The organism is Streptomyces sp. NPDC037126 (assembly GCF_055605965.1).
The window spans coordinates 162059-173811 of record NZ_JBVJTD010000019.1; the positions used below are offsets into that span (position 1 = coordinate 162059).

The window sequence follows — 11753 nt, forward strand, 5'->3', positions numbered from 1 at the left end:
CATGGAAGCCAGGGCCCAGGCGCGGTACATCCGCGTTACGCCCATGAAGGCCCGCCGCGTGGTGGACCTTATCCGTGGCATGGATGCCACGGAGGCTCAGGCTGTTCTGCGATTCGCTCCGCAGGCAGCCTCCGTGCCGGTCGGCAAGGTGCTCGACAGCGCCATCGCCAACGCCGCGCACAACTACGACCACACCGACGCCGACAGCCTCTTCATCTCCGAGGCGTACGTCGACGAGGGTCCGACCCTGAAGCGGTTCCGGCCGCGCGCCCAGGGCCGTGCCTACCGGATCCGCAAGCGGACCAGCCACATCACCGTGGTCGTCAGCAGCAAGGAAGGAACCCGGTAATGGGCCAGAAGGTTAACCCGCATGGGTTCCGGCTCGGTGTCACGACCGACTTCAAGTCGCGTTGGTACGCCGACAAGCTGTACAAGGACTACGTCAAGGAAGACGTCGCCATCCGTCGGATGATGACGTCCGGCATGGAGCGCGCCGGCATCTCGAAGGTTGAGATCGAGCGCACCCGTGACCGCGTGCGGGTGGACATCCACACCGCTCGTCCGGGCATCGTCATCGGCCGCCGTGGCGCCGAGGCCGACCGCATCCGCGGTGACCTCGAGAAGCTCACGGGCAAGCAGGTCCAGCTGAACATCCTCGAGGTCAAGAACCCCGAGACGGACGCTCAGCTGGTTGCTCAGGCCGTTGCCGAGCAGCTCTCCTCCCGCGTCTCCTTCCGCCGTGCCATGCGCAAGAGCATGCAGTCGGCGATGAAGGCCGGCGCCAAGGGCATCAAGATCCAGTGCGGTGGCCGCCTCGGTGGCGCCGAGATGTCCCGCTCGGAGTTCTACCGCGAGGGCCGCGTGCCCCTGCACACGCTCCGTGCGAACGTGGACTACGGCTTCTTCGAGGCCAAGACGACCTTCGGCCGTATCGGTGTGAAGGTCTGGATCTACAAGGGCGACGTCAAGAACATCGCCGAGGTCCGCGCCGAGAACGCTGCGGCCCGTGCGGGTAACCGCCCGGCCCGTGGTGGTGCCGACCGCCCGGCCCGTGGTGGCCGTGGTGGCGAGCGGCGCGGTCGCAAGCCGCAGCAGGCTGCCGGCGCCGAGGCCCCCAAGGCCGAGGCTCCCGCGTCCGCTCCGGCTGAGAGCACCGGAACGGAGGCCTGACCGAAATGCTGATCCCCCGTAGGGTCAAGCACCGCAAGCAGCACCACCCGAAGCGCAGCGGCGCTGCCAAGGGCGGTACTCAGGTTGCGTTCGGCGAGTACGGCATCCAGGCGCTCACCCCGGCGTATGTGACGAACCGCCAGATCGAGGCCGCTCGTATCGCCATGACGCGTCACATCAAGCGTGGTGGCAAGGTCTGGATCAACATCTACCCGGACCGTCCCCTCACCAAGAAGCCTGCCGAGACCCGCATGGGTTCCGGTAAGGGTTCTCCGGAGTGGTGGATCGCCAACGTCAAGCCCGGACGCGTGATGTTCGAGCTGTCGTACCCCAACGAGAAGATCGCCCGTGAGGCGCTGCTTCGTGCGGCCCACAAGCTGCCGATGAAGTGCCGGATCGTCAAGCGCGAGGCAGGTGAAGCGTGATGTCGGCCGGTACCAAGGCGTCCGAGCTGCGCGAGCTGGACAACGAGGAGCTTCTGGCGAAGCTCCGCGAGGCCAAGGAAGAGCTGTTCAACCTCCGCTTCCAGGCGGCGACCGGGCAGCTCGAGAACCACGGCCGTCTGAAGGCGGTCCGCAAGGACATCGCCCGGATCTACACCCTCATGCGTGAGCGTGAGCTCGGCATCGAGACGGTGGAGAACGCCTGATGAGCGAGAAGAACGTGACTGAGAACACCGAGGCGCGCGGTTTCCGCAAGACCCGTGAGGGTCTCGTCGTCAGCGACAAGATGGACAAGACCGTCGTCGTCGCCGTCGAGGACCGTGTCAAGCACGCGCTGTACGGCAAGGTCATCCGCCGTACGAACAAGCTCAAGGCGCACGACGAGCAGAACGCCGCGGGTGTCGGCGACCGCGTCCTCCTCATGGAGACCCGGCCGCTGTCCGCGACGAAGCGCTGGCGCGTCGTCGAGATCCTCGAGAAGGCCAAGTAATTCTCCTGCGGGGCGCCCCTCGCAGGACAGTTCCGCCAGGCTCCGGGGGCCGCTCGGTTGAGCGGCCCCCGGGGAACCGGCAGACAAACAGGAGATAGACGTGATCCAGCAGGAGTCGCGACTGCGTGTCGCCGACAACACTGGTGCGAAGGAAATCCTTTGCATCCGTGTGCTCGGTGGCTCCGGTCGCCGCTACGCGGGCATCGGTGACGTCATCGTCGCCACCGTCAAGGACGCGATCCCCGGTGGCAACGTGAAGAAGGGTGACGTCGTCAAGGCGGTCATCGTTCGCACCGTCAAGGAGCGCCGCCGTCCGGACGGCTCGTACATCCGCTTCGACGAGAACGCCGCCGTCATTCTGAAGAACGACGGCGACCCTCGCGGCACCCGTATCTTCGGCCCGGTCGGCCGTGAGCTGCGCGAGAAGAAGTTCATGAAGATCATCTCGCTCGCGCCGGAGGTGCTGTAAGCATGAAGATCAAGAAGGGCGACCTGGTCCAGGTCATCACCGGCAAGGACAAGGGCAAGCAGGGCAAGGTCATTGCCGCTTACCCGCGCGAGGAGCGCGTCCTGGTCGAGGGTGTCAACCGGGTCAAGAAGCACACCAAGGCCGGTCCGACCGCTCGCGGTTCCCAGGCCGGCGGCATCGTGACCACCGAGGCGCCGATCCACGTCTCCAACGTCCAGCTGGTCGTGGAGAAGGACGGTCAGAAGGTCGTCACGCGTGTCGGCTACCGCTTCGACGATGAGGGCAACAAGATCCGCGTTGCCAAGCGGACGGGTGAGGACATCTGATGGCTACCACCACCACTCCGCGTCTGAAGCAGAAGTACCGCGAGGAGATCGCGGGCAAGCTGCGTGACGAGTTCAAGTACGAGAACGTCATGCAGATCCCCGGCCTCGTCAAGATCGTGGTCAACATGGGTGTCGGCGACGCCGCCCGTGACTCGAAGCTGATCGACGGCGCGATCCGCGACCTGACCACCATCACCGGTCAGAAGCCGGCCGTCACCAAGGCCCGCAAGTCCATCGCGCAGTTCAAGCTGCGCGAGGGTCAGCCGATCGGTGCCCACGTCACGCTCCGTGGCGACCGCATGTGGGAGTTCCTGGACCGCACCCTGTCGCTCGCGCTGCCGCGCATCCGCGACTTCCGCGGCCTGTCCCCCAAGCAGTTCGACGGCCGTGGCAACTACACCTTCGGTCTCACGGAGCAGGTCATGTTCCACGAGATCGACCAGGACAAGATCGACCGTACCCGGGGTATGGACATCACCGTGGTCACCACGGCGACCAACGACGCTGAGGGCCGCGCGCTCCTTCGTCACCTCGGCTTCCCGTTCAAGGAGGCGTGAGCGAGATGGCGAAGAAGGCTCTGATTGCCAAGGCTGCTCGCAAGCCCAAGTTCGGTGTGCGTGGCTACACCCGCTGCCAGCGCTGCGGCCGTCCGCACTCCGTGTACCGCAAGTTCGGCCTGTGCCGCGTGTGCCTTCGTGAGATGGCTCACCGTGGCGAGCTGCCGGGCGTGACCAAGAGCTCCTGGTAATCCCCACTTTCAGGGATTCTCAGGGCTCTCGGTAAGCATCTGGGTCGGCAGGGGCCCTTCTCCGCATGCCGTAGGCTTGTGGGGTTGGGCGTCTGCCGCGCCCGTACGACTTACTACGCCGTAGGTCCACCGCGCCGCACCCGTCCCGTCTCGGATCGGGGAGAGGGATGGCGCACCAGGAAACCCCGGCGAGAGAGGCCGAAGGCCAATTCATGACCATGACTGATCCGATCGCAGACATGCTTACGCGTCTGCGGAACGCGAACTCGGCATACCACGACTCCGTGACGATGCCGGCATCGAAGATCAAGTCGCACATCGCGGAGATCCTCCAGCAGGAGGGCTTCATCACGGGCTGGAAGGTCGAGGACGCCGAGGTCGGTAAGAACCTCGTTCTCGAGCTGAAGTTCGGCCCGAACCGTGAGCGCTCCATCGCGGGCATCAAGCGGATCTCCAAGCCCGGTCTCCGGGTGTACGCGAAGTCCACCAACCTGCCGAAGGTGCTGGGCGGCCTCGGCGTGGCGATCATCTCCACGTCGCACGGGCTCCTCACCGACAAGCAGGCCGGCAAGAAGGGCGTGGGTGGGGAAGTCCTCGCCTACGTCTGGTAACGGAAGGGAACGGAGGAAACAGCTATGTCGCGTATTGGCAAGCTCCCCATCACGGTTCCCGCCGGCGTGGACGTCACCATCGACGGCCGTACGGTCAAGGTCAAGGGCCCCAAGGGCGAACTGACCCACACCGTCGTTGCGCCGATCGACATCGCCAAGGGCGAGGACGGCACCCTGCAGGTGACCCGCCCCAACGACGAGCGTCAGAGCAAGGCCCTGCACGGCCTGTCCCGCACGCTGGTGGCGAACATGATCACCGGCGTGACCCAGGGTTACGTGAAGAAGCTCGAGATCAGCGGTGTCGGTTACCGCGTGACGGCCAAGGGCTCGAACCTCGAGTTCGCGCTCGGCTACAGCCACCCGATCACCGTCGAGGCGCCCGAGGGAATCACCTTCAAGGTGGAGACCCCGACCCGCTTCCAGGTCGAGGGCATCGACAAGCAGAAGGTCGGCGAGGTTGCGGCCAACATCCGCAAGCTGCGCAAGCCCGACCCGTACAAGGCCAAGGGTGTCAAGTACGAGGGCGAAGTCATCCGCCGCAAGGTCGGAAAGGCGGGTAAGTAAGCCATGGCATACGGGCAGAAGATCCTCAAGGGCGACGCCTACAAGCGCGCCGCGATCAAGCGCCGTCACATCCGGATCCGCAAGCGGATCGCCGGTACGGCGGAGCGTCCCCGTCTGGTCGTGACCCGCTCCAACCGCCACATCGTGGCGCAGGTGATCGACGACCTCAAGGGCCACACCCTGGCTTCCGCGTCCACGCTGGACGCGTCGGTCCGTGGTGGCGAGGGCGACAAGTCCGCGCAGGCCAAGCAGGTCGGCGCCCTGGTCGCCGAGCGTGCCAAGGCCGCCGGTGTCGAGGCTGTCGTGTTCGACCGTGGTGGCAACCAGTACGCCGGGCGCATCGCCGCCCTGGCGGACGCCGCCCGCGAAGCCGGGCTCAAGTTCTGAGCCTGCCGTAGCTAGCGGAAAAAGAGAGAGGTAATTCCAATGGCTGGACCCCAGCGCCGCGGTGGCGGTGCCGGTGGCGGCGAGCGGCGGGACCGGAAGGGCCGTGACGGCGGCGCTGCTGCCGCCGAGAAGACCGCGTACGTTGAGCGCGTTGTCGCGATCAACCGCGTCGCCAAGGTTGTGAAGGGTGGTCGTCGCTTCAGCTTCACCGCGCTGGTCGTGGTGGGCGATGGTGACGGCACCGTGGGTGTCGGTTACGGCAAGGCCAAGGAGGTGCCGGCCGCCATCGCCAAGGGTGTTGAGGAGGCCAAGAAGCACTTCTTCAAGGTCCCCCGTATCCAGGGCACCATCCCGCACCCCATCCAGGGTGAGAAGGCTGCCGGCGTCGTCCTGCTCAAGCCCGCGTCCCCCGGTACCGGTGTTATCGCCGGTGGCCCGGTGCGTGCCGTGCTCGAGTGCGCCGGTATCCACGACGTGCTGTCGAAGTCGCTCGGCTCCGACAACGCCATCAACATCGTGCACGCGACCGTGGAGGCCCTGAAGGGCCTGCAGCGTCCCGAGGAGATCGCGGCCCGCCGTGGTCTGCCCCTCGAGGACGTCGCCCCCGCGGCTCTCCTTCGTGCGCGTGCCGGGGCGGGTGCGTAATCATGGCGCAGCTCAAGATCACGCAGGTCAAGTCCTACATCGGCAGCAAGCAGAACCACCGTGACACCCTGCGTTCCCTTGGTCTCAAGGGCATCAACACGCAGGTCGTCAAGGAGGACCGCCCCGAGTTCCGCGGCATGGTGCACACCGTCCGCCACCTCGTGACGGTCGAGGAGGTCGACTGATCATGGCGGAGCAGAACCCGCTCAAGATCCACAACCTCCGTCCCGCCCCCGGCGCCAAGACCGCGAAGACCCGTGTCGGTCGTGGTGAGGCGTCGAAGGGTAAGACGGCCGGTCGTGGTACCAAGGGCACCAAGGCCCGTTACCAGGTTCCGGAGCGCTTCGAGGGTGGCCAGATGCCGCTCCACATGCGCCTCCCGAAGCTGAAGGGCTTCAAGAACCCCTTCAAGACCGAGTTCCAGGTCGTGAACCTGGACAAGCTGGCCGCGCTCTACCCCGAGGGTGGCGAGGTCACGGTCGAGGGTCTGGTGGCCAAGGGTGCCGTTCGCAAGAACAGCCTCGTCAAGGTCCTCGGCCAGGGCGAGATCTCCGTGGCGCTGCAGGTGACGGTCGACGCCGTCTCCGGCTCCGCCAAGGAGAAGATCACCGCCGCGGGCGGTACGGTCACCGAGCTCGTCTGAGCGTTTTCTCAGGCGCCTCGATGACGTAGACGAACCCGACCGGGGATACCTCACAATGGGGTATCCCCGGTTGGTCGTTCCAGCGGGGGAGCGTCGCCGGTAAGGTGGCCTGCACCGTTCCTTTTTCGTATTCGTCGAACCTCAGACCGTCACCCTTGACGCACTTGCGCGGGGGTCGCAGGAGGCACCGTGCTCACCGCGTTCGCCCGGGCGTTCAGGACGCCCGACCTGCGCAAGAAACTGCTCTTCACGCTGGCCATCATCGTGGTCTACCGGATCGGTACCCACATCCCGATCCCGGGCGTGAACTACGCGTCTGTGCAGCAGTGTGTAAAGGAGGCCTCTGGCAACCAGGGGCTCTTCGGCATGATCAACATGTTCAGCGGAGGCGCTCTGCTGCAGATCACGGTCTTCGCGCTCGGCATCATGCCCTACATCACGGCCAGCATCATCCTTCAGCTGCTGACCGTGGTCATCCCCCGCCTGGAAGCCCTGAAGAAGGAAGGCCAGGCAGGGACGGCGAAGGTCACGCAGTACACCCGCTACCTGACCGTCGCGCTCGCCATCCTGCAGGGCACCGGCCTGGTCGCCACCGCCCGCAGCGGCGCGCTCTTCAACGGGTGCTCGGTCGCCCAGAGCATCGTCCCGAACCAGTCGATCTTCACGACGATCACGATGGTCGTCTGCATGACCGCCGGCACGGCCGTGGTGATGTGGCTCGGCGAGCTGATCACCGACCGCGGTATCGGCAACGGCATGTCGATCCTGATGTTCATCTCGATCGCCGCGACCTTCCCGTCCGCGCTGTGGGCGATCAAGAAGCAGGGCACCCTGGCCGGCGGCTGGATCGAGTTCGGCACCGTGATCCTGGTGGGCCTGGTCATGGTCGGGCTCGTGGTCTTCGTGGAGCAGGCCCAGCGCCGCATCCCCGTGCAGTACGCGAAGCGGATGATCGGCCGTCGTTCCTACGGTGGTACGTCCACGTACATCCCGCTCAAGGTGAACCAGGCGGGTGTGATTCCGGTCATCTTCGCCTCGTCGCTGCTCTACATCCCCGCACTCGTGGCGCAGTTCGCGGGGGGTAACTCGGGCTGGAAGCAGTGGGTCCAGCAGAACCTGACCAAGGGCGACCACCCGATTTACATCACTATGTACTTCTTGCTCATCGTGTTCTTCGCGTTCTTCTACGTGGCGATCTCCTTCAACCCCGAGGAAGTCGCCGACAACATGAAGAAGTATGGTGGCTTCATCCCGGGCATCCGGGCTGGCCGACCGACCGCTGAGTACCTCAGCTACGTGCTCAACCGGATCACCTGGCCGGGTTCGCTGTATCTGGGTCTGATCGCTCTCGTACCGACAATGGCGTTGGTGGGCTTCGGGGCAAGCCAGAACTTCCCGTTCGGTGGTACCAGCATCCTGATCATCGTGGGTGTCGGTCTCGAGACGGTGAAGCAGATCGAGAGCCAGCTCCAGCAGCGCAATTACGAAGGGTTCCTCCGCTGATGCGTATCGTCCTCGTCGGGCCGCCGGGTGCCGGTAAGGGAACGCAGGCCGTCCGGCTGGCAGAGCAGCTGGCCATCCCGCACATCTCCACGGGTGATCTGTTCCGGGCCAACATCAGCCGGCAGACCGAGCTGGGCAAGCTGGCGAAGTCCTACATGGACCGCGGCGAGCTGGTGCCGGACGAGGTCACCATCGCGATGGCCAAGGACCGCATGGAGCAGCCGGACGCGGTGAACGGCTTCCTGCTCGACGGCTTCCCGCGCAACGTCTCGCAGGCCGAGGCGCTGGACCAGCTGCTGGAGTCCGAGCGCATCACGCTGGACGCCGTCCTGGACCTGGAGGTCCCCGAGGACGAGGTCGTGAAGCGGATCGCCGGTCGGCGCATCTGCCGCAACGACTCCTCGCACGTCTTCCACGTGACGTACAGCCCGCCGAAGCAGGAGGGCGTGTGCGACGTCTGCGGCGGTGAGCTGTACCAGCGCGACGACGACTCCGAGGACACCGTCCGCACGCGGCTGGAGGTCTACCACACGCAGACCGAGCCGATCATCGACTACTACAAGGCGCAGGGCCTGGTCGTGACGATCTCGTCCCTGGGCCCGGTGGACGAGATCACGCAGCGGGCGCTGGAGGCCCTCAAGCGCGAGAAGGCCGAGAAGTAGATCACGGTCCTTCCGGCCGCGGTGCCCTGCCCGGGCGCCGCGGCCGTACTGTTGTGTACGTAACCCAGCCGACGTGAGTGACGGAGAGCGCAGGCCCCATGGTGCAGATCAAGACCCCCGAGCAGATCGCCAAGATGCGTGCGGCGGGCCTGGTCGTAGCCGCCATCCACGCGGCCACCCGTGAGGCCGCGGTGCCGGGCGCCTCCACCAAGGATCTGGACGAGGTCGCCCGCAAGGTCCTCGCCGAGCACGGCGCCAAGTCGAACTTCCTCGGCTACGGCGGCTTCCCGGCGACCATCTGCACCTCGGTGAACGACGTCGTCGTCCACGGCATCCCCTCCGACGAGGTCGTCCTCAAGGACGGCGACATCATCTCCATCGACTGCGGCGCGATCGTCGACGGCTGGCACGGCGACGCGGCCTACACCGCGTTCGTGGGCTCCGGGCACGCTCCGGAGCTGATCGAGCTCTCCCGGGTGACCGAGGAGTCGATGTGGGCCGGCATCGCGGCCATGAAGCAGGGCAACCGCCTGGTCGACGTCTCCCGGGCGATCGAGACCTACATCCGCCGCCAGCCGAAGCCGGGCGGCGGCAAGTACGGGATCATCGAGGACTACGGCGGCCACGGCATCGGCACCGAGATGCACATGGACCCGCACCTGCTGAACTACGTCGACCGTCGCCGCGGCAAGGGCCCCAAGCTGGTGACCGGCTTCTGCCTGGCCATCGAGCCGATGGTCTCGCTCGGCACGCCGCGCACCGAGGTGCTCTCCGACGACTGGACCGTCATCACGACCGACGGCACCTGGTCCTCGCACTGGGAGCACTCGGTGGCCCTCACCGAGCACGGCCCGCTGGTGCTGACCGCTCCCGACGGGGGCAGGGCCAAGCTGGCGGAGTACGGCATCACGGCGGCCCCGGATCCGCTCGGCTGAACAGGGCCGCTGCTCGCCCCGTCCGTCGTGCATACCTTGCCGATGGGCGGGGCATCGTTGTGAGCAGGCGTGGTGCATGGGTGAATTCGTCTTTTTCGACGCGCTGACGTAGACTGACTCGTCGGCTCTCGTGCACCCGCATGTCCGCATGCGCCCCGTAAGGGAAGCGAGAGAGTCGATCAAGGTAGTCGATTCGAAGGGCGAAGCGTGGCCAAGAAGCAAGGTGCCATCGAGATCGAGGGCACTGTCGTCGAGTCTCTGCCGAACGCCATGTTCAAGGTCGAGCTCCAGAACGGCCACCAGGTCCTGGCACACATCAGCGGCAAGATGCGTATGCACTACATCCGTATCCTCCCTGACGACCGGGTCGTGGTGGAGCTGTCTCCGTACGACCTGACTCGTGGCCGGATCGTCTACCGGTACAAGTAGATCTTGCCCGCGCCCCGGGCCTGCCCGGAGCGATGGCACTGACCCGGAGAACCTCACCCAATGAAGGTCAAGCCGAGCGTCAAGAAGATCTGCGACAAGTGCAGGGTGATCCGCCGTCACGGTCGGGTCATGGTCATCTGCGAGAACCCGCGCCACAAGCAGCGCCAGGGCTGACGCACGACCACCCTCTGCACCTCTATCGCAGAGTTTCGCGCGACGCGAGCTGAATTTGTTCATACGCAGAGCCCGAGCCATCCAGCTCGACACCCCCGGTTCGGAGGCCGGGGACTCGGTTCGTACCTAGTACGGCGGCCGGGAGACGGCTCTGCGGAAGACCTCCGAAGATCACCAGGAGCCATTAAGTGGCACGCGTTTCCGGTGTTGACATCCCGCGCGAAAAGCGCGTGGAGGTCGCCCTCACCTACGTGTTCGGCATCGGCCGGACCCTTTCCCAGCAGACGCTGGCGGAGACGGGCATCGACCCGAACACCCGTGTTCGTGACCTGAGCGAAGAGCAGCTGGTCGCGATCCGCGAGTACGTGGACAACAACATCAAGACCGAGGGTGACCTCCGTCGCGAGATCCAGGCCGACATCCGCCGCAAGGTCGAGATCGGCTGCTACCAGGGTCTCCGTCACCGTCGCGGTCTGCCCGTCCGCGGTCAGCGCACCAGCACCAACGCCCGCACCCGCAAGGGCCCGCGTCGCGCCATCGCCGGCAAGAAGAAGCCGGGCAAGAAGTAGTCCGCAGCGGACTCGCCGTCCAGCGGTCTTCGCTGTAGGACCGACCACCTCCCGTAGGAGTTATAGATGCCCCCCAAGGGTCGTCAGGGCGCTGCCAAGAAGGTGCGCCGCAAGGAAAAGAAGAACGTCGCTCACGGCCACGCGCACATCAAGAGCACGTTCAACAACACGATCGTCTCGATCACGGACCCGTCCGGCAACGTGATCTCCTGGGCCTCCGCCGGCCACGTCGGCTTCAAGGGCTCCCGGAAGTCCACGCCGTTCGCCGCGCAGATGGCCGCCGAGTCGGCTGCCCGCCGCGCCCAGGAGCACGGCATGCGCAAGGTCGACGTGTTCGTGAAGGGCCCGGGTTCCGGTCGTGAGACCGCGATCCGCTCCCTGCAGGCCACGGGCCTCGAGGTCGGCTCCATCCAGGACGTCACCCCGACCCCGCACAACGGCTGCCGCCCGCCGAAGCGCCGCCGCGTCTGACGCACGGCTGCTTCGCAGAGCAGAGGTTCCGGGCGGTACGGCTCATTCGGGTCGTGCCGCCCGTACCCTTGCAGTAACCGCACCGCTCATTGGTGCGGATTCCGTCGGACGTCAAATAGCGGGCGTCCACGAATGAAGGATCTGATCCACACATGCTGATCGCTCAGCGTCCCTCGTTGACCGAAGAGGTCGTCGACGAGTTCCGCTCCCGGTTCGTGATCGAGCCGCTGGAGCCGGGCTTCGGCTACACCCTCGGCAACTCCCTCCGTCGTACCCTCCTGTCCTCGATTCCCGGTGCCGCTGTCACGAGCATCCGGATCGACGGCGTGCTGCACGAGTTCACCACCGTGCCGGGCGTCAAGGAGGACGTCACCGACCTGATCCTCAACATCAAGCAGCTGGTCGTCTCCTCGGAGCACGACGAGCCGGTCGTGATGTACCTGCGCAAGCAGGGTCCGGGTCTGGTCACCGCCGCCGACATCGCGCCCCCGGCCGGTGTCGAGGTGCACAACCC

The 11753-nt window shown here is 65.9% G+C and carries 23 protein-coding genes; all 23 read left to right on the top strand.

Annotated elements, in window-relative coordinates:
- Position 1 precedes the first annotated feature (1 nt).
- Entirely contained in the window at positions 2–349 is a 348-nt protein-coding gene (gene rplV, locus ACZ7FF_RS33630) for a 50S ribosomal protein L22 (protein WP_003974262.1), read from the top strand.
- Positions 349–1170 carry a 30S ribosomal protein S3 gene (gene rpsC / locus ACZ7FF_RS33635; protein ID WP_003998826.1) on the top strand — a complete coding sequence of 274 codons (822 nt, stop codon included), beginning with the start codon at positions 349–351 and terminating at the stop codon, positions 1168–1170. The genes rplV and rpsC overlap by 1 nt, the downstream gene beginning before the upstream one ends.
- Positions 1171–1175: 5 nt before the next feature.
- Complete coding sequence (rplP, locus tag ACZ7FF_RS33640) at positions 1176–1595, top strand: 50S ribosomal protein L16 (protein ID WP_143627890.1); 420 nt, start codon at positions 1176–1178, stop codon at positions 1593–1595.
- Complete coding sequence (gene rpmC, locus ACZ7FF_RS33645) at positions 1595–1819, top strand: 50S ribosomal protein L29 (protein ID WP_161226990.1); 225 nt, start codon at positions 1595–1597, stop codon at positions 1817–1819. The genes rplP and rpmC overlap by 1 nt, the downstream gene beginning before the upstream one ends.
- Complete coding sequence (gene rpsQ, locus ACZ7FF_RS33650) at positions 1819–2103, top strand: 30S ribosomal protein S17 (RefSeq protein WP_153539280.1); 285 nt, start codon at positions 1819–1821, stop codon at positions 2101–2103. The genes rpmC and rpsQ overlap by 1 nt, the downstream gene beginning before the upstream one ends.
- Before the next feature lie 100 nt (positions 2104–2203).
- Entirely contained in the window at positions 2204–2572 is a 369-nt protein-coding gene (gene rplN / locus ACZ7FF_RS33655) for a 50S ribosomal protein L14 (protein ID WP_003998823.1), read from the top strand.
- A 2-nt stretch (positions 2573–2574) separates the two neighbouring features.
- On the top strand, positions 2575–2898 hold the full coding sequence (rplX, locus tag ACZ7FF_RS33660; RefSeq protein ID WP_076097138.1) for a 50S ribosomal protein L24: 324 nt from the start codon (positions 2575–2577) through the stop codon (positions 2896–2898).
- Positions 2898–3455, top strand: a complete 558-nt coding sequence (rplE, locus tag ACZ7FF_RS33665) for a 50S ribosomal protein L5 (protein WP_225825004.1) — start codon at positions 2898–2900, stop codon at positions 3453–3455. Before rplX ends, rplE begins: the two co-directional genes overlap by 1 nt.
- A gap of 5 nt (positions 3456–3460) precedes the next feature.
- Positions 3461–3646 (top strand): type Z 30S ribosomal protein S14, encoded by a 186-nt coding sequence (locus ACZ7FF_RS33670; RefSeq protein ID WP_003948630.1) that lies wholly within the window; start codon positions 3461–3463, stop codon positions 3644–3646.
- Positions 3647–3858: 212 nt separating this feature from the next.
- Positions 3859–4257 (top strand): 30S ribosomal protein S8, encoded by a 399-nt coding sequence (gene rpsH / locus ACZ7FF_RS33675; protein WP_007384075.1) that lies wholly within the window; start codon positions 3859–3861, stop codon positions 4255–4257.
- A 24-nt stretch (positions 4258–4281) separates the two neighbouring features.
- Positions 4282–4821, top strand: a complete 540-nt coding sequence (gene rplF / locus ACZ7FF_RS33680) for a 50S ribosomal protein L6 (RefSeq protein ID WP_470817104.1) — start codon at positions 4282–4284, stop codon at positions 4819–4821.
- Positions 4822–4824: 3 nt separating this feature from the next.
- A complete protein-coding gene (gene rplR / locus ACZ7FF_RS33685; RefSeq protein WP_030860987.1) occupies positions 4825–5208 on the top strand; it encodes a 50S ribosomal protein L18 in 384 nt (127 codons plus the stop codon).
- Positions 5209–5247: 39 nt separating this feature from the next.
- A complete protein-coding gene (gene rpsE, locus ACZ7FF_RS33690; protein WP_009190144.1) occupies positions 5248–5853 on the top strand; it encodes a 30S ribosomal protein S5 in 606 nt (201 codons plus the stop codon).
- 2 nt (positions 5854–5855) lie between these two features.
- On the top strand, positions 5856–6038 hold the full coding sequence (gene rpmD, locus ACZ7FF_RS33695) for a 50S ribosomal protein L30 (protein WP_003974250.1): 183 nt from the start codon (positions 5856–5858) through the stop codon (positions 6036–6038).
- A gap of 2 nt (positions 6039–6040) precedes the next feature.
- A complete protein-coding gene (gene rplO, locus ACZ7FF_RS33700) occupies positions 6041–6496 on the top strand; it encodes a 50S ribosomal protein L15 (protein ID WP_023547373.1) in 456 nt (151 codons plus the stop codon).
- Positions 6497–6685: 189 nt separating this feature from the next.
- A complete protein-coding gene (gene secY / locus ACZ7FF_RS33705) occupies positions 6686–7999 on the top strand; it encodes a preprotein translocase subunit SecY (protein ID WP_470817107.1) in 1314 nt (437 codons plus the stop codon).
- Positions 7999–8661 (top strand): adenylate kinase, encoded by a 663-nt coding sequence (locus tag ACZ7FF_RS33710; protein ID WP_470817109.1) that lies wholly within the window; start codon positions 7999–8001, stop codon positions 8659–8661. The genes secY and ACZ7FF_RS33710 overlap by 1 nt, the downstream gene beginning before the upstream one ends.
- Positions 8662–8759: 98 nt before the next feature.
- Positions 8760–9596, top strand: a complete 837-nt coding sequence (gene map, locus ACZ7FF_RS33715; RefSeq protein ID WP_470817111.1) for a type I methionyl aminopeptidase — start codon at positions 8760–8762, stop codon at positions 9594–9596.
- Between the two features lie 207 nt (positions 9597–9803).
- Complete coding sequence (gene infA / locus ACZ7FF_RS33720) at positions 9804–10025, top strand: translation initiation factor IF-1 (protein ID WP_003948620.1); 222 nt, start codon at positions 9804–9806, stop codon at positions 10023–10025.
- Between the two features lie 60 nt (positions 10026–10085).
- Complete coding sequence (gene rpmJ, locus ACZ7FF_RS33725) at positions 10086–10199, top strand: 50S ribosomal protein L36 (RefSeq protein ID WP_003998809.1); 114 nt, start codon at positions 10086–10088, stop codon at positions 10197–10199.
- Between the two features lie 188 nt (positions 10200–10387).
- A complete protein-coding gene (rpsM, locus tag ACZ7FF_RS33730) occupies positions 10388–10768 on the top strand; it encodes a 30S ribosomal protein S13 (RefSeq protein WP_020135802.1) in 381 nt (126 codons plus the stop codon).
- Between the two features lie 66 nt (positions 10769–10834).
- Positions 10835–11239 carry a 30S ribosomal protein S11 gene (gene rpsK / locus ACZ7FF_RS33735; RefSeq protein WP_003956432.1) on the top strand — a complete coding sequence of 135 codons (405 nt, stop codon included), beginning with the start codon at positions 10835–10837 and terminating at the stop codon, positions 11237–11239.
- Between the two features lie 152 nt (positions 11240–11391).
- On the top strand, positions 11392–11753 hold a 362-nt coding region (locus tag ACZ7FF_RS33740; protein ID WP_467593142.1), incomplete at its 3' end, for a DNA-directed RNA polymerase subunit alpha.

Coding starts and splice junctions, on each gene's coding strand:
- rplV (WP_003974262.1), top strand. CDS start 2: ATGGAAGCCAGGGCCCAGGCGCGGTACATCCGCGTTACGCCCATGAAG.
- rpsC (WP_003998826.1), top strand. CDS start 349: ATGGGCCAGAAGGTTAACCCGCATGGGTTCCGGCTCGGTGTCACGACC.
- rplP (WP_143627890.1), top strand. CDS start 1,176: ATGCTGATCCCCCGTAGGGTCAAGCACCGCAAGCAGCACCACCCGAAG.
- rpmC (WP_161226990.1), top strand. CDS start 1,595: ATGTCGGCCGGTACCAAGGCGTCCGAGCTGCGCGAGCTGGACAACGAG.
- rpsQ (WP_153539280.1), top strand. CDS start 1,819: ATGAGCGAGAAGAACGTGACTGAGAACACCGAGGCGCGCGGTTTCCGC.
- rplX (WP_076097138.1), top strand. CDS start 2,575: ATGAAGATCAAGAAGGGCGACCTGGTCCAGGTCATCACCGGCAAGGAC.
- rplE (WP_225825004.1), top strand. CDS start 2,898: ATGGCTACCACCACCACTCCGCGTCTGAAGCAGAAGTACCGCGAGGAG.
- ACZ7FF_RS33670 (WP_003948630.1), top strand. CDS start 3,461: ATGGCGAAGAAGGCTCTGATTGCCAAGGCTGCTCGCAAGCCCAAGTTC.
- rpsH (WP_007384075.1), top strand. CDS start 3,859: ATGACCATGACTGATCCGATCGCAGACATGCTTACGCGTCTGCGGAAC.
- rplF (WP_470817104.1), top strand. CDS start 4,282: ATGTCGCGTATTGGCAAGCTCCCCATCACGGTTCCCGCCGGCGTGGAC.
- rplR (WP_030860987.1), top strand. CDS start 4,825: ATGGCATACGGGCAGAAGATCCTCAAGGGCGACGCCTACAAGCGCGCC.
- rpsE (WP_009190144.1), top strand. CDS start 5,248: ATGGCTGGACCCCAGCGCCGCGGTGGCGGTGCCGGTGGCGGCGAGCGG.
- rpmD (WP_003974250.1), top strand. CDS start 5,856: ATGGCGCAGCTCAAGATCACGCAGGTCAAGTCCTACATCGGCAGCAAG.
- rplO (WP_023547373.1), top strand. CDS start 6,041: ATGGCGGAGCAGAACCCGCTCAAGATCCACAACCTCCGTCCCGCCCCC.
- ACZ7FF_RS33710 (WP_470817109.1), top strand. CDS start 7,999: ATGCGTATCGTCCTCGTCGGGCCGCCGGGTGCCGGTAAGGGAACGCAG.
- map (WP_470817111.1), top strand. CDS start 8,760: ATGGTGCAGATCAAGACCCCCGAGCAGATCGCCAAGATGCGTGCGGCG.
- rpmJ (WP_003998809.1), top strand. CDS start 10,086: ATGAAGGTCAAGCCGAGCGTCAAGAAGATCTGCGACAAGTGCAGGGTG.
- rpsK (WP_003956432.1), top strand. CDS start 10,835: ATGCCCCCCAAGGGTCGTCAGGGCGCTGCCAAGAAGGTGCGCCGCAAG.